Below are 18665 nucleotides of genomic sequence, written 5' to 3' on the forward strand. Positions count from 1 at the left end.
GAGCGGATAGCTCGGCGGCATCCGTTCCCCGACGAGGCTGACACGGACGGCGGTCGCCCCGGCGACCCGGCAGAATCGTTGCCCTTCGGCGAGGGTGATGCGCCCCACCTCGGTGAGCAGTGCTGCGGCACTCGTGCTGCCGAACCGGGAGGCGAGCCCGTCGGGTCCGAGGCTGGCACGGGATCGGTGCACAACCTCGGCAGTCAGGACCACAAGTCGCGAGTCCGCGGCGTGCCGAACCCCGAACCCGCGCTCCAACTCGCTCAGCAACGACGTGTCGCTCAGCAACGAGGTGTCGTCGAGCAGCGAGGTGTCGTCGAGCAGCGAGGTGTCGTCGAGCGACGTGTCGTCGAGCGACGCGTCATCGAGCGACGCGTCATCGAGCGACGCGTCGTCGAGCGACGAAGCATCGACGGTGCCGTCGAGCCCGATCGCGGTGCCATTTTCCATGGCCACAGTCTTGCAGCCAGCACCGACATTGTGACCAACAATACCTCCCCTGACCAGCACTTCCTGTGGACAACCCTCCCCAGGCGCGACCTGTGGAGGAGCGCAGACCCGACCCCAAGCGCAGACCCGACCACACGCGCAGATTCGACCACACAACACGCAGCGCAACAACCGCCACCGAACCGGCTATTGGCCGGCGCGACGCCCGATTTCCAGACCTGACCCGCGAACGCCGCTACGACATGTTCGACACGTTCGACACCATCACCGCCAGACGACCAGCAGAAGCAGCACTCGAGAACGACCATCCCAGACGCCGCTTCGCCCCAGCCCCCTTGACAAAACCAACCACAGATCAGCCGGCCCGCCCAGGCTGTCAGCTCGCGAGCAACCGCGCCTTCTCGGCGTCCACGTCGTAGTCGGCGAGCGGCCACTGGGGGCGCAGCGCCCGCACCGCGTCCAGCAGGATCCGCTGCACGGCGATCCGCGCGTACCACTTGCGGTCGGCCGGCACCACGAACCAGGGGGCGGTGTCCGTGGACGTCTCCTCCAGTGCCCGCTGGTAGGCCTCCATGTACTGCGGCCAGAGTTCACGTTCGTCGATGTCGCCCGGGTTGAACTTCCAGTGCTTGTCCTCGCGTTCCAGGCGTTCGAGCAGCCTCTGCTTCTGCTCGTGCTGGCTGATGTGCAGCATCACCTTGACGATCGTCGTGCCGCTCGCCGCGACCTCCCGCTCGAAGTCCCGGATCAGCTCGTAGCGCTGCTCGATCACGGCCGGTTCGACGAGGCTGTGCACCCGCGCGACGAGCACGTCCTCGTAGTGCGAGCGGTCGAACACCCCGATCAGGCCGGGCGTCGGCAGCCGCTTGCGCACCCGCCACAGGAAGTCGTGGGAGAGCTCCTCCGGCGTGGGTTTCTTGAATCCGTAGTCCTGCACGCCCTGGGGGCTGATGCCGCCGATCACGTGTTTGACGATGCCGCCCTTGCCTGCGGTGTCCATCGCCTGCAGCACGAGCAGCACAGAGCGCTTGCCGTCGAACCGGCTCTCGGCCCACAGCCGCTCCTGCAGATCGTCCAGTTCGGCGCGGTTCTGCTCGAGGATCGCGGCGCCGGTCTTCTTGGCGACCGAGATGCCCGGAGTGGATGAGGTGTCCACCTCGGCGAGGCTGAATCCCGGCCTCACGGTCAGCAGCGGCGCGGGGTCGGAGGTCCAAGTCGACAGTTCCATGCGCCGATGGTACTCGCTAGCGAACCAGCGGCACCTCGACGAGGGTCGGGGAGTCGGATGCGGCGAGCGCCACGTCGAGTTCGCCGCGGGTCGTCGCCGTGCGGTACTCCCAGCCGTAGGCGCCGGCCAGGGCGCGCAGGTCAACCGCCTGGGGAGTGTAGAGCACCCGGTCCAACGCGTCCCGGGGGGCCGTCGCGGCGACCTCGAGTCCGTCGAAGATCGTGCCGCCGCCGTCGTTCCCCACCACCACCTGGATGCGCGGCCGCGTCTCGCCCAGCCCGAACAGCAGCGCTCCGGCGTCGTGCAGAACGGCGAGGTCGCCGAGCAGCACCCTGGTCACCCCCAGAGCGCCCCCGGAGTCGTGGCCCGGGTCCTGGCTCGCCAGGGCGATGCCAAGGCCGGTGGACACGGTCCCGTCGATGCCGGCGAGGCCCCGGTTGGCGTGCACGGAGATCTTCTTGCCCTGCACCACGGCATCCGCCACCCGGATGAGCCTCGACGCGCCGAGCACGAGCCGGTCGTGCGGCCAGGTGAGACGCCACACCGTCTCGACGAGGAGGCGACGGGTGATGGGCTCCCGGAAGGCGGCCAGCTGCTCCCGCGCGAAGTCGCCGGCGCGTTCCTCGGCGGCCGCGGGCTCCCGCGTCGCCCCGTCGCCCCGCAGCCGGTCGCGGCCCGCCTGCACCCAGGTGCCGAGCCAGCGGCGCGCGCCGAGGGACTCGTCCGGACCGCCCTCGTGGCTGGCGAAGTCGTGCACGCTGCTCGCCCGGCGGCCCGGGTTGTATGGCTCGGACCCCGGCGCTCGGATCACCCGCACGGTCACGCCGTCGCTCTCGAGCAGGGCGGGCACCTCGCGGCTGAGCGTCGGGTGCCCGTACACGATCGCGCGCTCCACCCGGCCGCCGAACTCGGGGTCGGAGAGCAGTTCGCGGTAGGAGCCCACCAGGTTCGGGCCGAACCGGGAGCCGCTCGAGACCTCCGCGATGAGCGGCACGCCGATCGATCGAGCGAGCGCCTCCGCTTCCGGCCCCGCGTCGTGCCCGGCGATGACGATCGTGTTCGGAGCGTGCTCCACCTCGAGCCCGCGCAGCAGCGTTCGCTCGGGCCATTGGTGCTCGTCGAGGTGGGGCAGCCGGCCGGCCGGTCCGGAGAGCGGCTCGCGAAAGGCGAGGTTCAGTTGCACCGGCCCCGGCGTCGACGAGTGGCCGGCGGCCGCCGAGAACGCCTCGTGCGCCACCTGGCCCGGGTAGTCCGGATCGAAGCCGGTGTGGCTGGGCGCCTCGACATCCCGAACCCAGGTGACCGCCGGCCCGAAGATTCCCACCTGCTCGGTGGTCTGGTTGGAGCCGATTCCGCGCAGCTCGAGCGGGCGGTCCGCGGTGAAGAGGATGAGGGGAACGCCGGAGTGGTGCGCCTCCAGGACCGCGGGATGCAGGTTCGCCACCGCGGTGCCCGAGGTCGTGATCACGAGCACCGGCGTGCGGGTCTCCACGGCGAGTCCGAGAGCGAGAAAGCCGGCGACCCGCTCGTCGATGCGCACCCGCAGCCGGATCAGCCCGGCCTGCTCGAACGCCGCCGCTGCGAGCCCGAGCGCCTGCGACCGGGATCCCGGGCACAGCACCACGTCTCTCACGCCGCGGCGAACCAGCTCGCCGAGAATCGCTACCGCGAACCCCGTTGCCGGGTTCGCGTCCGGCCGCTCCGGCACGACCACTAGTCCTTGGTGTTGTTCTGGTCGTCGTCGAGCTCGGCGAGCCGCTCCTCGAGCTGGCGGATGCGCTCCTCGCGCTGCTTGTCCTCGCCCAGCCGACGCAGGAACTCCGGGTCGTCATCCGGGGCGATCGGCCCTTGCGACTGGCGCTGCGCCGGGCTGCGCGACGAACGGTCCTTGCCGATCGTGAACCACAGAACGGCGCCGATCACCGGGACGAGCACCACAATCGCGGCCCAGAGATACTTCGGCAGCGCGCGCACGCGAGTCTCGCTCGTCATGATCACGTCGATCAGGGCGAAGATCGTGAACGCCAAATAGGCAATCAGGAGAATTAGTGCGAGCCGGGCCATGCCCAGATTGTAAGCCGCGATCCTGATTACTGCAGCGCAAATCGTACAGCCACGGTGCCTAGACTGGAAGGCGTGAAATCGTCTCGCCAGTGGCTGGTCTACACCGCCATCAGGGTCGGCATCTTCGCCGTCGCGCTCGCCGTGCTGCTCGTGATCGGCGTCGCCGGCTGGATCGCGGCGATCGTCGCCGCGGCGATCGGCCTCTGCGTGTCGTACATCTTCTTTCGCCCCCAGCGGGACGCCGTGGCGAAGAGCATCGTCGAGATCCGCGCGGCCAAGGACCGGGACGCCGACAACGAGCTCGAGAACGAAATGCTCGACCGCCTAGAAGGCGATGGCAGCCGCCAGCCCTAGCCCGAAGAGCAGCGCGGTGAGGCTCGTCAGCTTGAGCGCGAGGATAAACTCCGGCGCCGTCTTGCCCGTGAGCGTGATGATCACGGCGGGAATCGCCACGAGCAGAGTGAAGAACACGTATGGGGCCTTCTCGTAGAACACGGAGAAGAAGACCAGGATCACGAACGGGATCGCCACGAACACGGTGAAGAGCACGCGCGAGGCGCGGTTGCCGACCAGCACCGCGAGGGTGCGCTTCTTGGCCAGCCTGTCCTGTTCGAGGTCCCGCAGGTTGTTGACCATGAGCACCGCGCAGGCGAGCAGGCCGGCGGCCGCACCGGCGAGCCAGCTCTCGGTGTTGACCGTGCCGACCTGGGTGTATGTGGCGCCGGCGGTGGCGACGATGCCGAAGAAGACGAAGACGAACAGCTCGCCGAGCCCGTAGTAGCCATACGGGCGCTTGCCTCCGGTGTAGAAGTAGGCGGCGACGATGCACACCGCGCCCACCGCGAGCAGCCAGTAGAAGCCCGAGAGCACCACGAGAACGACGCCGGCGACGCCGCCGAGCGCGAAGAACGCGAGCGCGACGGCCAGCACGGTTCGCGGCCTGGCCGCGCCGGACCCGGTGAGCCTCGACGGGCCGACGCGGTAGCGGTCGGTGCCGCGGATGCCGTCGGAGTAGTCGTTCGCGTAGTTGACGCCGACCTGCAGCGCCACCGCCACCACGAGGGCGAGCAGCGCCCGCACCCAGTGCCAGCCCGGATTCGAGAGGAGAAAGGCGGATGCGGTGCCGAGCGCGACCGGGGACACCGCCAGGGGAAGTGTGCGCAGCCTGGCCCCGCCGATCCAATCCGAGGCGCTCGCCTTGCGCACGACGGCGCGCGGGGGCTGGCCGCCCGGCTTGCCGCTCTTGCCGCCGCCCTGCCCGGCGCGCGGAACCTTCGCCGGGTCGATGCGTTTCTGGACGGGTCTGCTCGCGTTAGCCACGCACAAATCCTACTGACGCCGCGGTTCGACTCCCGCCGAGACCGCCGCGAGTTCGGCCAGGGCGACCCGATCCGGCTTGCCGCTCGAGAGCAGCGGAATGGCATCGAGGCGCACGATGGCGGCCGGGGCGGATGCCGCGCCGAGCGTCTCCGCCACGATCGAGCGGAGTTCGGCGAGCGGCAGGACTCCCGTGCTGAAGACGACCGGCACCTCGCCCCAGGTGAGACTCGGGGCTCGAACGGCCACGGCATCCGCGAGCCCGTCCAGCCCGCGCACGACCCGTTCGATCGCCTCGAGCGACACCTTGACGCCGCCGGAGATGAGGACGCCGTCGAGCCGGCCGGTGACGGTCAGCACGCCGTCGACGATCTCGCCGGTGTCGCCCGTGCGGTACCAGCGGGCGCCGTCCGCCTCGGAGAAGGCCGCCGCGGTGCGCTCGGGATCGCCGAGGTAGCCCTCGGCGAGCATCGGTCCGGCGAGCTCAACCTGCCCGTTCTCGATCCTGACCCGGGCCGTGCCGATCGGCACGCCGTCGTACACGCAGCCGCCGGAGGTCTCGCTCGACCCGTAGGTGCGGGTGATGTTGAGGCCCAGCTCCAGCGCCCGCCCCACGAGCTGTGGCGGCGCGGCCTGGCCGCCCACGAGCATCCGGTCGAAGCGCCGCAGCGCCTCGAGCACCCCGAGGTCGTTCTCCGCGGCCTCGACGAGCCGGGCGAGCTGCGCCGGCACGAGCGAGGTGAATCGCAGCTCGCCGTCGAGCCGCCTGCTCGCCGCGGCGAAGGCGACGGCATCGAAGTGCCCGGGCGGCATGATCACCGGCTGCGACTGGGCGGCGATCGATCGCACGAGCACGTTGATGCCCGCGATGTAGTGCGCGGGCAGGGCGAGCAGCCACTGGCCGGGCCCGCCGAGCGCCGCCTCCGAGGCGGCGGCGCTCGCGAGGATGGCGTTGGCCGCGAGCACGACCCGTTTCGGGGCGCCCGTCGAGCCGCTCGTCTCCACGACGAGGGCGACCCGCTGCTCGACGGTCGCCGGCAGGCCGGAGTTCGGCGGTCCGGGAAGCACCGCTGGACCCCCGGCGAGCGCGTCGCGCAGCGCCTCGAGCACCACGACGGGGTCGTCGGCCGGAACCACCCGGAGCGGCCTGCTCACCGCAGCCCCGCACGCACTAGAACTGCCAGGGGAACGGCGACCAGTCCGGTTCGCGCTTCTCGAGGAAGGCGTCCCTGCCCTCCACGGCCTCGTCAGTACCGTAGGCGAGCCGGGTCGCCTCCCCCGCGAACACCTGCTGGCCGACCATGCCGTCGTCGACCGCGTTGAACGCGAACTTGAGCATGCGGATCGCCGTCGGCGACTTGCCGAGAATCTCATTCGCCCACTCGAGCGCCACTTTCTCGAGGTCGGCGTGCGGCACCACCGCGTTGATCGCGCCCATCTCGAGCGCCCGGTCCGCGTCGTATTCCCGGGCGAGGAAGAACACCTCCCGCGCGAACTTCTGCCCAACCTGCCGCGCGAAGTATGCGCTGCCGTAGCCTCCGTCGAACGACCCGACGTCGGCATCCGTCTGCTTGAACTTGCCGTGCTCCGCGCTCGCGATGGAGAGGTCGCAGACGACGTGCAGCGAGTGGCCGCCGCCGGCCGCCCAGCCGGGGATCACGGCGATGACAACCTTGGGCATGAAGCGGATCAGCCGCTGCACCTCGAGGATGTGCAGGCGGCCGGTGCTCTTCGACCCGTCGGCGTACTGGTAGCCGTCCCGGCCCCGGATGCGCTGGTCGCCGCCGGAGCAGAACGCCCAGCCGCCGTCCTTGGCGCTCGGTCCGTTGCCGGTGAGCAGCACCACGCCGATCCGCGAGTTCTGGCGGGCGTCGTCGAGCGCCGAATACAGCTCGTCCACGGTGTGCGGCCGGAACGCGTTGCGTACCTCCGGCCGGTCGAAGGCGATGCGCGCCACACGGCCCGCCGTGTCGTGGTGGTAGGTGATGTCGGTCAGCGAGTCGAAACCGGCCACCGGCTTCCACGCGCTCGGATCGAACAGTTCGGAGACCTCAGGCATGGGGCAAGCCTACGAGTTGCCCAGAGCACGGAACAGCCAGACGAGCACGAGCGGGTTCGCCGCGACGCTCACGACCATCCCCGCGGCACCCCACCGCCGGCCGCGGCGCAGGATGACGGCCGCGAGTCCCCCGAGGAAGGAGACGATCGTCAGCGAGATGACGGACCACGCGAGCACGGTCGCCGCCGTCCACTGGCCGGTCGACCCGATCGACACCGCCGCCGCCTCCACCGCGACGAGCACCACGGCGAGCGCGAGGGAGGCCAGCCCCGGCCACTGCCGCCTGGCCCACTCGAACGACTCGGTCGACATGCGCCCAGACTAAGGCACGCCGAGGGGTGCAGACTGGGCACATGCTGCCGACGCTGTCTGACATCCTTTCCACCGCGCGCGTCGTCTCCCTGCCGCTGAGTTCGCGGTTTCGCGGGATCGACACGAGGGAGGTCATGCTCTTCGAGGGCCCGGAGGGGTGGACGGAGTTCTCGCCGTTTCTCGAGTACGACGACGAGGAGTCGGCGGCGTGGCTCGCGGCGGCGATCGACTTCGGCTGGAGCCCGGCGCCGGCAATATTCCGCAGCAGCATCCGCGTGAATGCGACGCTGCCCGCCGTCGATGCCGACGACGTTGCCGCCGTCCTCGACCGATTTCCCGGCTGCCGCACCATCAAGGTGAAGGTGGCGGAGCCCGGCCAGACGATCGCGGACGACGTCGCGCGGGTCGCCGCGGCCCGCAAGTACCTGGGGCCGGAGGGCCGCATCCGGCTCGACGCGAACGGCGGCTGGAACGTGGATGAGGCCGAGCACGCCATCCACGCCATCGCGCCATACGACCTGGAGTACGTCGAGCAGCCCTGCCCGACCGTCGACGAACTCGCCGACATCCGCAAGCGCGTGAAGTACATGGGCATGCCGATCGCCGCCGACGAGAGCGTGCGTAAGTCGAGCGACCCGCTCGAGGTGGCACGGGCGAAGGCCGCCGATGTGCTCGTGATCAAGGCGCAACCACTCGGCGGTATTCGCCGCGCCCTCGACATCGCGGCGCAGGCCGGGCTTCCCGTCGTCGTCTCGAGCGCGCTCGAGACCTCCGTGGGCATCTCGATGGGCGCGTACCTCGCGGCCGCCGTGCCGGAGCTCGCCTACGATTGCGGACTCGCGACCGTGAGCCTGCTGGCCTCGGACGTGACCGAGGACTCGCTCGTGCCGGTCGCCGGGTCGATCAAGGTGCGCCGCGTGGTTCCGAGCGCCGCCCTGCTCGACGCGCACGCCGCCGACGCCGTTCGCACCGCCTGGTGGACGGCCAGGCTGGAACGCTGCTACTCGCTGCTCCCGGCATAGGCCCGCCGGCGAATGCCCGCAGGGAATACCGTTGCCCATGACGGGGTTCACATCCATGCATTCGCATACAACAAGACTTCGGAGAACACCATGGCGCAACAGCTGGAACTCGGCATCGACACCTTCGGCGACGTCACCAACGACAACGCCGGCAACACTGTCGCGTACGCGCAGGTACTGCGTAACCTCGTCGCCCAGGGCGTGCTCGCCGACCGGGTCGGACTCGACTACATCGGCGTCGGGGAGCATCACCGCAAGGACTTCGCGGTCTCCGCCCCCGAGGTGGTGCTCGCCGCCATCGCCGCGCAGACCGAGCGCATCCGCGTCGGCACCGCCGTCACGGTCCTGTCGTCGGATGACCCGATCCGGGTGTTCCAGCGCTTCGCGACCCTCGACGGCATCTCCAACGGTCGCGCCGAGGTGATCCTCGGACGCGGGTCGTTCACCGAGTCGTTCCCGCTCTTCGGACTCGACCTCGCCCAGTACGAGCAGCTCTTCGAGGAGAAGCTGGAGCTGTTCGCCGCGGTTCGCGAGCAGCAACCGGTGAACTGGTCTGGCACGGTTCGCACGCCGGTGGTCGACAAGTCGGTCTATCCGACCGTCGAGAACGGACTCCTCCCCACCTGGATTGGCGTGGGCGGCAGCCCGGAGTCCGTCGTGCGCACCGCGCGCTACGGCTTCAACCTCATGCTCGCCATCATCGGCGGCGAGCCCGCCCGGTTCGCGCCATACGTCGACCTGTTCCACCGCGCCCTCGCCCAGTTCGGGCAGCCCACCCCGAAGATCGGCGTCCATTCGCCGGGGCACATCGCCGAGACCGACGAGCAGGCTCGCGAGGAGCTGTGGCCCCACCACTCCGAGATGGTCGGACGCATCGGCAAGGAGCGCGGCTGGGGCCCGATGACCCGCGAGTCCTTCGAGCAAGAGGCTGACACCGGATCGCTCTACGTCGGCTCGCCGGAGACCGTCGCGCAGAAGATCGCCGGCACGGCGAGGGCCCTCGGCCTCGACCGGTTCGACCTCAAGTACTCGAACGGCACGCTCGCGCACGAGAAGCTCATGTCGAGCATCGAGCTCTACGGCACCGTCGTCGCGCCCCGAGTGCGCGAACTGCTCGCCTGAGCGGCGCCCGGCGCACCCGAGAGGGCCGGCATCCCGGTCGCCGAGAGCCCGGCGTGTCAGAATGTTGACATGAAGGAACAGGATCGGGTGGGCCACCTCACCGAGTCGCTGGGCTACGTGCTCAAGCAGTCGGCCAAGGCGCTGCACCTCGCGACCGAAGAGGTGCTGCGCCCGTTCAACCTCACCGTCGCGCAGTTCTCCTGCCTCGAGCTGCTCGGGCGGCATCCTGGCCTGTCCAACGCCGAGCTGGGCCGGGGTGCCTTCGTCAGCCGTCAGTCGATGAACCTCGTGCTACGCGGCCTGCAGCAGCGGGCGCTGGTGACCCGCCCAGACACGGTGGCCACCGGCTGGGCCAGACCAACCCAGCTCACGCCCGAGGGGCGCGCGCAGTTGCACGCGGCCGCGGAGTCCGTGCGCAAGGTGGAGAAGAGGATGATCTCCGCGATCCCCGAGAAGCGCCGCGTGAAGCTGCGCAAGGACCTCGCCGCCTGCGCCGACGCCATCGCGCCGGCGGCCCGGTGACCTCGGGGCGCGTCCGCTAGGACATCAGGCCGCTGTACGCGTGCAGTCCCTTGAAGAAGAGGTTGACGATCGTGAAGTTGAACATCACGGCGGAGAAGCCGATGATCGCGAGCCACGCCGAGCGTGAGCCGCGCCATCCGCGGGTCGCCCTGGCGTGGATGTAGCCGGCGAAGATCGTCCAGATGATGAAGGTCCAGACCTCCTTCGTGTCCCAGCCCCAGTACCGGCCCCATGCGTGCTCGGCCCAGATCGCGCCGGCCATGAGGGTGAACGTCCAGAAGACGAAGCCGACCACGATCACGCGATAGGCGAGGTTCTCGAGGGCCACCGAGCCCGGAACCGTGTCGAGGAACTTGAGGCCGGCGAACTTGTTCGCCTCGCGCCTCGACTGGATCAGCTGCACGAGCGAGAGCCCGGCGCCGATCGCGAAGAAGGCCGTGCCGAGGGTGGCCACGAAGACGTGGATCACGAGCCAGTACGACTGCAGCGCCGGCGGAAGCGGCACGACGCTCACGTAGAAGCCGACCGTGCCGAAGCCGAGCACGATGAGTGCGAAGCCCGTGATGTACGCGCCGAGGAAGCGCAGGTCCTGCCACAGCTGCACGACGATGAAGACGCCGACGATGATGGCGGATGCCGTGAGCGAGAATTCGAACATGTTGGCCCACGGCACGCGGTGGGCGGCCACCCCGCGCAGCACGGTTCCCGCGACGTGCAGGAGCCAGCCGAGGATGGTGAGCGCGTACGCGACCCGCTCGAAGCGACCGGACCGGCGCTGAAGAATCGTGGGCTGAGCCGGTGCCGCCGGGCGCTCGAGGGTCGCCGTGCTCCCGGCGCTCGACAACTGGCCCACCCGCGCGGCCGGCACGGCCGCAACGGCGACCGGCGTCTCCGCCGAACGCTTCGCCAGGTCGAGCGTGAACGCGATGAACGCGAAGAGGTAGACGGCCATTGCGGAGTAGATCGCGACAAGCGAGAAAGATGCCAGTTGTTCGGTCACGATGTCAGCTTAAGCCCGAGGCGCTGGGAGTGCCGCTCCGCGATCTCTGACACCGCCGAGTCGAGCCCGGGGTCCTCCCCGCGGGCGAGTCCGGCGTATTCGAGACGCAGTCGGCCATCCTCCTGCTCGATCGCCTTCACCCACACGCGGCGGCGCGGAATGAAGAGCGAGGTGAGCAGCCCGAGCAGCACGCAGATGGCGAAGAACAGCACCCAGCCCTGGGTCGGGTCGCGGTGCACGTCGAACGAGGCGAATCGCGGCACGCTCTTCTCGAGGTCCGCGGCATCCGACTTCGGCGCCGTGTTGTCGAAGGTGATCGAGCCGAGTCCGCCGGGAATCTGTGCCGTCTGCCCGGGAGCGAGCCGCAGCGCGCCCGTTCGGGAGGCCGCCCCTGGGCCCGCAACCTCGGTCATCCTGTCGCTGTCGAGCGAGTAGACCGACTTCGGCGTCCCCTGGTTGATGCCGAGATCCCCGGTGTAGAGCACGAGGGAGAGCATCGGATTGCGCAGGTCGGGATGGGTGGACGAAAAGGTGCCCGCCTCGTTCTTGGCGGCGGTCGGGTAGAAGAATCCGCGCATCCCCACCTGGGTGGCGAGCCCGTCCGGGATCTTCACGATGCCGATGGAGGTGAGGTTGGCGTCCTGCGCCAGGAACGGCACCGACTCGGAGAACACGACCTTGCCGGTCGGGTCGCGCACCGTGATCGACGGCGCGTACCCGTTGCCGAGCAGGTAGATCTCGTTTCCGCCGATCCGCAGCGGGTCGTTGACCTTGATCACCTCTTTCGTAGCCGTGCCGACCGCTTCATAGGTGGTGACATTCGCCGTGTAGTCGATCGGCTGCCCGTAGGCATTCCGGTTCTGCTCCTCGTACTTGGCGGAGAACTTGTTGAGGATGAGCCGGTACGGCACGAGCGCCGAGTCGGTGAAGAAGCGCCCCGGGTTGAACGAGTCGTAGGTGAGCCGCACGTTGGCGAACGCCTGCCCGGTCACGAGCACCTTCTGCCCCGTGTAGCCGAAGCCGCCGCCGATGCCCACCGAGAGCAGGATTCCGATGAGCGCAATGTGGAAGACGAGGTTGCCGGTCTCCCGCAGGTAGCCGCGCTCGGCCGACACGGAGAGGGTGCCGCCGCCCGAGGACGCCGGGCCGTCGAACAGCCGCACGCGGTAGCCGGACCCGCGCAGCATCGCGCGCGCCGCCTCGATGGCCGACGCCGCCGTGATCGGCGTGCCAGCGGCATCCGCCTGGTTGGGCGCGACCTCGAACGCCCGGAACGCCCCGAGACGGTCGAGCCTGGCCGGAGTTCTGGGCGGCGCGGACGCGAGCGCCTTCAGATGGAAGATGGTGCGCGGGATCACGCAGCCGATGAGCGAGATGAACAGCAGCAGGTAGATGGCCGAGAACCACGCCGACGTGTAGACGTCGAAGAGCTGGAGCTTGTCGAGCACGGGCGCGAGCGCCTTGTTGGTGGTGAAGTACAGCGTCACCCCGTTGGGGTCGGAGCTGCGCTGGGGGAAGAGGGAGCCGGGAACCGCGGCGATGGCCAGCAGCAGCAGCAGGAACAGCGCGGTGCGCATGCTCGTGAGCTGGCGCCAGAAGAAGCGCAGGTAGCCGATCGGGCCGAGCCTGGGCTGGGTGACGTCGTCGCCCCTGGGGCGCGGCGCCGGTGAGTCGATGTGATCAGAGGGCCGGGACAAAGCTCGAGATCACCGCCTGCAGGTCGGAGACCAGGATTCGCCAGACGCCGGTGACCATGAGTGTTCCGATCGCGATGAGGAGCGAGCCGCCGATGATGTTGATCACGCGGATGTGGCGCTTGAGCCAGGCCACGCTTCCGGTGACCCAGTTGAGCCCGAACGCGACGAGCAGGAACGGTATGCCGAGGCCGAGACAGTAGAACACGCCAAGCAGCAGACCGCGCCACACGCTGCCGCTGTCTGCGCTGAGCAGGGACACCGCGGCGAGCGTCGGGCCGAGGCACGGCGACCAGCCGAGACCGAACACCACTCCGAGCAACGGCGCCCCGCCGAGACCGGTCGTGGTGCGCCACTCCGGCTTGAATGTGCGCTGCAGAAAGCTGAACTGTCCGATGAAGACGAGCCCCATCACGATCAGCAGCACCCCGGCGACCCGCGTGATGAGGTCGATCCACGGGATGAGCAGGGTTCCGGCGGCCGCGAACAGCACGTTGAGGGCGATGAACACCACGCTGAAGCCGAGCACGAACAGGCCGACGCCGAGAACGAGGCGGCCGCGCCCATTCCGCTCCTTCGTGGCCGCGAACCCGCCGATGTAGGCAAGGTACCCGGGCACGAGGGGAAGAACGCATGGCGATGCGAACGCGATGATGCCGGCGAGCAGCGCGATGGGCAGGGCGAAGGCGAGGTTGCCGCCGAAGACGAGCTGCGAGATCGGGTTCTGCACTACTTGCTCTCGGCCAGGGCGTCGGAGATGAGGGTGTTGAGAATCGACGCCGACTCGAGCTGGCCGACGATGCGAGCGGCGACGCGCCCCTTCGTGTCGATCACGTAGGTGGTGGGCGTGGCCGTCGGGGCGATCGCCCCGGCGAAGGCGATGCGCACCGAGCCGCTGTCGACATCCATCGCCGAGGGGTACAGCACCTTGTACCGCTCCTCGAAGGAGAGGGCGGTGGCCGCCTGGTCCACGGTGTTCACGCCGAGGAAGGCAACGCCCTCTGGCGCGTACTTCGCGTGCAGGCCGTTGAGGACGGGGGCCTCGGCGCGGCACGGCGCGCAGCCGGCGTACCAGAAGTTGACCACGACGACCTTGCCGAGGTAGTCGGCCATCGACACGGTCTTGCCCGCTTCGTCCGTGGATGTGAAGGTGATGGCCTTCGCCCGGTCAGACGCCTTCACGATCACCGGGGCGCCGGAGTCATCCGTGTAGCTGGTTCCCGCGCCGCTGCCGTAGTCGACCGCGAGCTTGTCGGTGGAGGTGCAACCCGCCAGGAGGAGCGTCGCCGCGAGGGAGAGGGCGACGACGGCTGCGCGCGCCCTCACACCGCTCCCAGGTCGATCGACCGGGCGAGCAGGTCCGCCGCCGGGTCCCGGTAGCCCACCTCCACGAAACGGTCGCCGCGCTTCTCCACCGTCGTGATGCTCGACAGGCGGCAGCGGCGCTTGCGCGGGTCGTGGAAGAGCTTCCGGCCGGCAAGGGTGCGCTGCACCATCACGATGGGCATCTGGTGGCTCACCATCACGATCTCGCCGCCCTCCACCGAGTTCCAGGCGTCGTCCATCGCCGTGAGCATGCGCGAGGCGACGCTCGTGTACGGCTCGCCCCAGCTCGGCTTGAACGGGTTGACGATCCACGGCCACACCCGCGGCCGCCCGAGAACGGCTGGACCGAACTCGAAGCTGCCGCCCTCGAACTTGTTGAACGGCTCGATGAGCCGCTCGTCGGTGACGATCTCGAGCCCGAACGCGTCGGCCCACGGTTTTGCGGATTCCTGGGCGCGAAGCAGGGGGCTCGCGTAGAGCCCGACGATCGGATGCCCGCTGAGGCCGGCAGCGGCCGCTACGGCCATCTTCTTGCCGAGCTCCGAGAGGTGGTAGCCGGGGAGGCGCCCGTAGAGGATGCCCTCGGGGTTGTACACCTCGCCGTGACGGACGAGGTGGATCTGGGTTGCTGCCACCGCCCCAGTCTACGTTTTGCTTCGCTGCCAGATTCCCGTGAGAGCGATGGCCCCTCGACCCCGCGATCGGCCGGTTCGGGCATGCGGGCTAAACTCGGTGACCGTGAGCGAACGCACCCTGATCAAGAATCTTGCCGCAGCAAATGACGGCCCCGTGAGTGTCTCCGGCTGGGTCGAGACGGTGAGGGACCAGAAGAAGGTGCAGTTCGTCGTGTTGCGCGACGAGTCTGGCGCGGTTCAGCTCGTGCATCCCCGCGCCTTCGGCGAGGACGGATCACCCCTCGAAGACGCGCTCGCCGACACGATATCCGGCCTCAGCCAGGGCACCTTCCTCACCGCGACGGGCGAGCTCAAGCACGACGAGCGGGTGAAGCTCGGCGGCGTAGAGGTCAAGCTCGCCTCCCTCAGCATCGCCTCCGTCGCGATCGCCGAGACTCCCATCGCGGCCGACTCGAGCATCGACAAGCGAATGGACTGGCGCTTCCTCGACCTGCGTCGCCCGGAGCAGAACCTGATCGCCCGCGTGCAGACCACCTTCGAGCACGCGTTGCGCAGCTACTGGAACGACAACGACTTCATCGAGATCCACACGCCGAAGCTCATGGCGAGCGCGAGCGAGTCCAAGGCGGAGCTGTTCGAGGTCAAGTACTTCGAGGGCAAGGCGTTCCTCGCCCAGAGCCCCCAGTTCTTCAAGCAGATGGCTCAGCCGGCCGGATTCGGCAAGGTCTTCGAGGTGGGGCCGGCCTTCCGTGCCGACCCGAGCTTCACGAGCCGCCACGCCACCGAGTTCACGAGCGTCGACGCCGAGATCAGCTGGATCCACAGCCACGAAGACGTGATGACCATGCACGAGAACCTGCTGGTCGCCGGTCTCACCGCCGTCAAGGAGAAGCACGGCGACGACATCAAGGCCCTCTTCGATGTGGATGTGACGATTCCGTCCACGCCGTTCCCCCGCATCCCGCTCGCCGAGGCCAAGCGCATCGTGGCCGAGCGCGGCTACGAGGTGCCCCGCCACGACGACGACATGGACCCGGAGGGCGAGCGCCAGATCTCCGCGTACGTGCTCGAGACGTTCGGGCACGAATTCGTCTTCCTCACCGACTACGCCTCGAGCATCCGGCCGTTCTATCACATGCGCCACGACGACAACCCAGGCCTCACCCGGAGCTACGACCTCATCTTCAACGGCGTGGAGATCTCCACCGGCGCCCAGCGCGAGCACCGCGTCGAGGTGCTCGAGGCGCAGGCTCGCGACAAGGGGCTCGACCCGGAGGAGCTCGGCTTCTACATCGACTTCTTCCGCTACGGAGTGCCGCCGCACGGCGGGTTCGGCATGGGGCTCAGCCGCGTGATGATGCTCCTGCTGCACCAGGCGAACCTGCGCGAGGTCACCTACCTCTTCCGGGGCCCGGCGCGACTGCTGCCGTAGCCGGACTGGTACCGTGACCATCATGGAAAACGGATCACCAGACAGCAGGAAGACGGCAGTGGCGGCGGGCCGGGGGCTCCTCTCCATTCTCGAGCGCCACATCACGCTTCTCGAGACCGAGAAGGACCAGGATGACGCGGCGGTCGAGGTGGACCGCCAGCTCTGGGAGGCCGTCGCGGCGTACGGCGATGCGCTCGACGAGCTCTACGACGACGAGGACGACGACGAGTCCGAGGCGCCGGACGAGCTCGCGTTCACCGTGCGCACGCGCTACGACTACACCGTGATCGACGAGAAGGCATTCCTCTCCGCCGGCAAGGGAGTCGGCGAGGCCGTCTTCGCGCTGCTCGAGCGGGCCGGCGGCCGGCCGATCAGCGCACTCGAGGTGCCGTCGCTCGAGACCGGAAGCGGCATCCTCACCGTGCATCTCAACAACGAACCGCTCGTCTCGGCGGACTTCCAGGCGGCCGACGAACCGACCGACCTGCTGCTCGTCGACCCAGACGAGACGCTCTCCTACGTGCTCGACGAGCCGGTCTACGACTCGCGCGCCGAGGCCGAGGCCGCCGCGAAGCTTCGCGAGGTCTAGACGATGAAGTCCACGGTGGCCTGCTCGCTGACGACCGACCGGATGTAGGCCCCGACCTTCTGGTGTTCGGGATGCACCTGGTACTCCTCGAGTCCGGCCTCGTTGTCGAAGTCGACGATGAGCGCGAGGTCCCAGTGGTTGGGTCCGGTCAGCACGCTCGGGCCGACGTCGAGCGCGCGGATGGACGGCACCGTTCCCACGAGGGAGCGAAGGCCGTCCTCGATGCGACCGATCACGTCGAGCGACTCGACGCTGTCCGCATCCGCGATCTTCCAGCACACGACGTGTTTGAGCATTCGCTAGACCTCCAGTATTGCGGTGCGGAGCCGGTCGGCATCGACGCGCCAGATGTTGTGCACACGGCCGTTGAGCAGCAGCACTGGAACCTCGTCCTCGTACCTGGCGAGGAGGTCCGGGTGGTCGAGGATCGACAGTTCGTCGACCTCGATGGCGGGCGCCGACTCGTTCGAGGCGAGTTCGAGCACGACGGAGTCGATCACCTCGCGGGCCGTGTCGCAGAGGTGGCACCCCGGTTTGCGGATGAGGGTCAGGACGGCAGTGGACACCAGTCCAGAATAGTGCGCCCACCGAAACGCGCCGGGCACGCACAAGAAACGCCAGACCGCTTGGGTCTGGCGCTCATGTTGTGCAGGTCACTCGCTGGAGTGCTCTACTTCTTGTTGCGACGCTGATGACGAGTCTTGCGAAGCAGCTTGCGATGCTTCTTCTTCGCCATGCGCTTGCGACGCTTCTTGATTACTGAACCCATACGCACCTCATAAATTTCTGGCTTCTACTTTTCGCGAACAGACGCCCGCGCCCGTTCAGAACCGCGGAAAAATTGCCTCGGGCCATTCTACCCGCATGCTGCGGCCCTGACGAACCGGTGCCGTGCCTGCAGCTCAGCCGACGTCCGCGATGTGCGAGTCTACCGCCGCGACGACGGCCGACTCCGGCACGCGGAAGGACCGGCCGAAGCGGATTGCGGGGAGCTCACCGGAGTGCACGAGACGATAGACGGTCATCTTCGAGACGCGCATCATGTCGGCGACCTCGGCAACCGTGAGAAAGCGCACCTCGGAGAGATCGCGTGTCATTTCGGTTGTGCCCCTTTATGTTCCAGCGGGATTGGGAACGTGCGCACTCGCAACGGGTGTTACTGGAGTGCTAGATCGTAACTGTAGGGGCTAATGCGTCTCGATGGCAACAGTCCGGCGGTCATTGCCCATTTGTCGCTGCCTACTTCTCGTTGCGGCCGAGTTTCTTCTTGATCGGCTCGATCACCCGTCGTTCGACCTCGTGGGAGGCGTCCTGCAGGGCCGTGCGGGCCTGGAACGACGCGTCAGCGGCGGCGCGGCCCATCGCGGTGCCCGCATCGGCCGGATGCTGCAGCGTCTCCGCCGCGCGCCGGAGCGGCTCGGGCACCTGCACCCCGGACCACGCGGCGAACACCGTGGAGGCGGCGGCCTCCGAGTCGTTGTCGAAGTCGGCGCTGAGAAACGGGATGAGCCAGTCCTCGAGTTCTTCGAGCGGGCTCGTGTCGACGCTGTAGTAGCGGTGCTGCCCCTCCTCACGCACGGTCACGAGCCCGTGGTCCCGCAACACCTTGAGGTGCTTCGACACGGTCGGCTGGCTGAGCCCCATCCTCTCCACGATCTCGCCGACGCTGATCTCGCCGGAATCCGAGTCGGATGTGACGTAGCGGTCGAGGAGCACCTGAAGGAGGTCGCGTCGGGTCGGGTCAGCAACCACGTCAAAGATGTCAGCCATTCCCTCAGGTTACCGGGCGACGAGCGGGTAGTACCATGACATCCGTTGACCACTGGCTCGACCGGGCTGATCGGGCAACTGCCAGACCCGCCGCCTACGTGCTCGCGACCACGATCTTCCTCG

At 68.6% G+C, this 18665-nt stretch carries 24 protein-coding genes; 6 read left to right on the top strand and 18 right to left on the bottom strand.

Translation table 11 applies throughout. From position 1 onward, the window contains the following. The 4 genes from VIM54_RS06825 to VIM54_RS06840 all read right to left on the bottom strand — a co-directional run. The coding region (locus tag VIM54_RS06825; protein WP_331900016.1) for a hypothetical protein at positions 1 to 450 on the bottom strand (450 nt) is incomplete at its 3' end. Positions 451 to 826: 376 nt separating this feature from the next. After that, positions 827 to 1678 (bottom strand): polyphosphate kinase 2 family protein, encoded by an 852-nt coding sequence (locus VIM54_RS06830; RefSeq protein ID WP_331900017.1) that lies wholly within the window; start codon positions 1676 to 1678, stop codon positions 827 to 829. A 16-nt stretch (positions 1679 to 1694) separates the two neighbouring features. After that, positions 1695 to 3386 carry a 2-succinyl-5-enolpyruvyl-6-hydroxy-3-cyclohexene-1-carboxylic-acid synthase gene (gene menD, locus VIM54_RS06835; RefSeq protein WP_414673189.1) on the bottom strand — a complete coding sequence of 564 codons (1692 nt, stop codon included), beginning with the start codon at positions 3384 to 3386 and terminating at the stop codon, positions 1695 to 1697. Between the two features lie 5 nt (positions 3387 to 3391). Then, positions 3392 to 3742, bottom strand: a complete 351-nt coding sequence (locus VIM54_RS06840) for a PLD nuclease N-terminal domain-containing protein (protein ID WP_331900018.1) — start codon at positions 3740 to 3742, stop codon at positions 3392 to 3394. Between the two features lie 72 nt (positions 3743 to 3814). Between VIM54_RS06840 and VIM54_RS06845 the strand changes: the two genes are divergently transcribed. Then, positions 3815 to 4096: a DUF4229 domain-containing protein gene (locus tag VIM54_RS06845; RefSeq protein WP_331900019.1), complete on the top strand. Its 282-nt coding sequence runs from the start codon at positions 3815 to 3817 to the stop codon at positions 4094 to 4096. On the opposite strand, the gene VIM54_RS06850 is transcribed toward VIM54_RS06845, so the two are convergent. The 4 genes from VIM54_RS06850 to VIM54_RS06865 are packed head-to-tail and all read right to left on the bottom strand — an operon-like array spanning position 4067 to position 7430. After that, positions 4067 to 5062, bottom strand: a complete 996-nt coding sequence (locus VIM54_RS06850) for a 1,4-dihydroxy-2-naphthoate polyprenyltransferase (protein WP_331900020.1) — start codon at positions 5060 to 5062, stop codon at positions 4067 to 4069. The genes VIM54_RS06845 and VIM54_RS06850 overlap by 30 nt on opposite strands. A 9-nt stretch (positions 5063 to 5071) precedes the next feature. Beyond that, positions 5072 to 6214 carry an AMP-binding protein gene (locus VIM54_RS06855; protein ID WP_331900021.1) on the bottom strand — a complete coding sequence of 381 codons (1143 nt, stop codon included), beginning with the start codon at positions 6212 to 6214 and terminating at the stop codon, positions 5072 to 5074. 16 nt (positions 6215 to 6230) lie between these two features. Continuing rightward, the gene (locus tag VIM54_RS06860) at positions 6231 to 7118 is read right to left on the bottom strand and encodes a 1,4-dihydroxy-2-naphthoyl-CoA synthase (RefSeq protein WP_331900022.1); all 888 of its coding nucleotides are present in this window, start codon (positions 7116 to 7118) and stop codon (positions 6231 to 6233) included. Between the two features lie 9 nt (positions 7119 to 7127). Beyond that, the gene (locus VIM54_RS06865; protein WP_331900023.1) at positions 7128 to 7430 is read right to left on the bottom strand and encodes a hypothetical protein; all 303 of its coding nucleotides are present in this window, start codon (positions 7428 to 7430) and stop codon (positions 7128 to 7130) included. A gap of 41 nt (positions 7431 to 7471) precedes the next feature. Here VIM54_RS06865 and VIM54_RS06870 point away from each other — a divergent pair, with 41 nt between their 5' ends. The 3 genes from VIM54_RS06870 to VIM54_RS06880 all read left to right on the top strand — a co-directional run bounded on the left by VIM54_RS06870 (position 7472) and on the right by VIM54_RS06880 (position 10096). Then, positions 7472 to 8452: an o-succinylbenzoate synthase gene (locus VIM54_RS06870; RefSeq protein ID WP_331900024.1), complete on the top strand. Its 981-nt coding sequence runs from the start codon at positions 7472 to 7474 to the stop codon at positions 8450 to 8452. 90 nt (positions 8453 to 8542) lie between these two features. Further along, a complete protein-coding gene (locus VIM54_RS06875; RefSeq protein ID WP_331900025.1) occupies positions 8543 to 9574 on the top strand; it encodes an LLM class flavin-dependent oxidoreductase in 1032 nt (343 codons plus the stop codon). 69 nt (positions 9575 to 9643) lie between these two features. Beyond that, positions 9644 to 10096, top strand: a complete 453-nt coding sequence (locus tag VIM54_RS06880) for a MarR family winged helix-turn-helix transcriptional regulator (RefSeq protein ID WP_331900027.1) — start codon at positions 9644 to 9646, stop codon at positions 10094 to 10096. A gap of 16 nt (positions 10097 to 10112) precedes the next feature. Here the strand turns inward: VIM54_RS06880 and ccsB are convergent, their stop codons facing one another. The 5 genes from ccsB to VIM54_RS06905 are packed head-to-tail and all read right to left on the bottom strand — an operon-like array spanning position 10113 to position 14751. Continuing rightward, the gene (gene ccsB / locus VIM54_RS06885; protein ID WP_414673191.1) at positions 10113 to 11099 is read right to left on the bottom strand and encodes a c-type cytochrome biogenesis protein CcsB; all 987 of its coding nucleotides are present in this window, start codon (positions 11097 to 11099) and stop codon (positions 10113 to 10115) included. Next, positions 11093 to 12793, bottom strand: a complete 1701-nt coding sequence (resB, locus tag VIM54_RS06890) for a cytochrome c biogenesis protein ResB (protein WP_331900031.1) — start codon at positions 12791 to 12793, stop codon at positions 11093 to 11095. The genes ccsB and resB overlap by 7 nt, the downstream gene beginning before the upstream one ends. Next, the gene (locus VIM54_RS06895) at positions 12777 to 13520 is read right to left on the bottom strand and encodes a cytochrome c biogenesis CcdA family protein (RefSeq protein ID WP_331900032.1); all 744 of its coding nucleotides are present in this window, start codon (positions 13518 to 13520) and stop codon (positions 12777 to 12779) included. Before VIM54_RS06895 ends, resB begins: the two co-directional genes overlap by 17 nt. Further along, positions 13520 to 14116: a TlpA disulfide reductase family protein gene (locus VIM54_RS06900; RefSeq protein ID WP_331900033.1), complete on the bottom strand. Its 597-nt coding sequence runs from the start codon at positions 14114 to 14116 to the stop codon at positions 13520 to 13522. The genes VIM54_RS06895 and VIM54_RS06900 overlap by 1 nt, the downstream gene beginning before the upstream one ends. Next, positions 14113 to 14751 (bottom strand): histidine phosphatase family protein, encoded by a 639-nt coding sequence (locus tag VIM54_RS06905; protein ID WP_331900034.1) that lies wholly within the window; start codon positions 14749 to 14751, stop codon positions 14113 to 14115. The genes VIM54_RS06900 and VIM54_RS06905 overlap by 4 nt, the downstream gene beginning before the upstream one ends. A 103-nt stretch (positions 14752 to 14854) precedes the next feature. Here VIM54_RS06905 and aspS point away from each other — a divergent pair, with 103 nt between their 5' ends. After that, positions 14855 to 16183 (top strand): aspartate--tRNA(Asn) ligase, encoded by a 1329-nt coding sequence (aspS, locus tag VIM54_RS06910; protein ID WP_331900036.1) that lies wholly within the window; start codon positions 14855 to 14857, stop codon positions 16181 to 16183. 22 nt (positions 16184 to 16205) lie between these two features. Continuing rightward, a complete protein-coding gene (locus tag VIM54_RS06915) occupies positions 16206 to 16772 on the top strand; it encodes a hypothetical protein (protein ID WP_331900038.1) in 567 nt (188 codons plus the stop codon). Here the strand turns inward: VIM54_RS06915 and VIM54_RS06920 are convergent. The 5 genes from VIM54_RS06920 to VIM54_RS06940 form a co-directional block, all read right to left on the bottom strand. Then, positions 16769 to 17068, bottom strand: a complete 300-nt coding sequence (locus tag VIM54_RS06920) for a Dabb family protein (protein WP_331900040.1) — start codon at positions 17066 to 17068, stop codon at positions 16769 to 16771. The two genes, VIM54_RS06915 and VIM54_RS06920, sit on opposite strands and share 4 nt — an antisense overlap. 3 nt (positions 17069 to 17071) lie before the next feature. Then, complete coding sequence (locus VIM54_RS06925) at positions 17072 to 17338, bottom strand: glutaredoxin family protein (RefSeq protein ID WP_331900042.1); 267 nt, start codon at positions 17336 to 17338, stop codon at positions 17072 to 17074. A 104-nt stretch (positions 17339 to 17442) separates the two neighbouring features. Further along, positions 17443 to 17541, bottom strand: coding sequence for a 30S ribosomal protein bS22 (locus VIM54_RS06930; protein WP_003792170.1), 99 nt, complete (start codon positions 17539 to 17541; stop codon positions 17443 to 17445). A gap of 133 nt (positions 17542 to 17674) precedes the next feature. Next, entirely contained in the window at positions 17675 to 17869 is a 195-nt protein-coding gene (locus VIM54_RS06935; protein ID WP_147781902.1) for a helix-turn-helix domain-containing protein, read from the bottom strand. A gap of 142 nt (positions 17870 to 18011) precedes the next feature. Next, a complete protein-coding gene (locus tag VIM54_RS06940; protein WP_331900044.1) occupies positions 18012 to 18542 on the bottom strand; it encodes a metalloregulator ArsR/SmtB family transcription factor in 531 nt (176 codons plus the stop codon). Positions 18543 to 18665: the final 123 nt, after the last annotated feature.

This window comes from Lacisediminihabitans sp., from assembly GCF_036569425.1.
Taxonomy (GTDB): Bacteria; Actinomycetota; Actinomycetes; order Actinomycetales; family Microbacteriaceae; genus Lacisediminihabitans.

What these genes read in the sequence shown, in the direction of transcription:
- VIM54_RS06940 (WP_331900044.1), bottom strand. Translation starts at nt 18,542, where the DNA reads ATGGCTGACATCTTTGACGTGGTTGCTGACCCGACCCGACGCGACCTC.
- VIM54_RS06870 (WP_331900024.1), top strand. Translation starts at nt 7,472, where the DNA reads ATGCTGCCGACGCTGTCTGACATCCTTTCCACCGCGCGCGTCGTCTCC.
- VIM54_RS06880 (WP_331900027.1), top strand. Translation starts at nt 9,644, where the DNA reads ATGAAGGAACAGGATCGGGTGGGCCACCTCACCGAGTCGCTGGGCTAC.
- VIM54_RS06935 (WP_147781902.1), bottom strand. Translation starts at nt 17,869, where the DNA reads ATGACACGCGATCTCTCCGAGGTGCGCTTTCTCACGGTTGCCGAGGTC.
- VIM54_RS06860 (WP_331900022.1), bottom strand. Translation starts at nt 7,118, where the DNA reads ATGCCTGAGGTCTCCGAACTGTTCGATCCGAGCGCGTGGAAGCCGGTG.
- VIM54_RS06920 (WP_331900040.1), bottom strand. Translation starts at nt 17,068, where the DNA reads ATGCTCAAACACGTCGTGTGCTGGAAGATCGCGGATGCGGACAGCGTC.
- VIM54_RS06875 (WP_331900025.1), top strand. Translation starts at nt 8,543, where the DNA reads ATGGCGCAACAGCTGGAACTCGGCATCGACACCTTCGGCGACGTCACC.
- VIM54_RS06930 (WP_003792170.1), bottom strand. Translation starts at nt 17,541, where the DNA reads ATGGGTTCAGTAATCAAGAAGCGTCGCAAGCGCATGGCGAAGAAGAAG.
- VIM54_RS06915 (WP_331900038.1), top strand. Translation starts at nt 16,206, where the DNA reads ATGGAAAACGGATCACCAGACAGCAGGAAGACGGCAGTGGCGGCGGGC.
- VIM54_RS06865 (WP_331900023.1), bottom strand. Translation starts at nt 7,430, where the DNA reads ATGTCGACCGAGTCGTTCGAGTGGGCCAGGCGGCAGTGGCCGGGGCTG.
- VIM54_RS06830 (WP_331900017.1), bottom strand. Translation starts at nt 1,678, where the DNA reads ATGGAACTGTCGACTTGGACCTCCGACCCCGCGCCGCTGCTGACCGTG.
- VIM54_RS06840 (WP_331900018.1), bottom strand. Translation starts at nt 3,742, where the DNA reads ATGGCCCGGCTCGCACTAATTCTCCTGATTGCCTATTTGGCGTTCACG.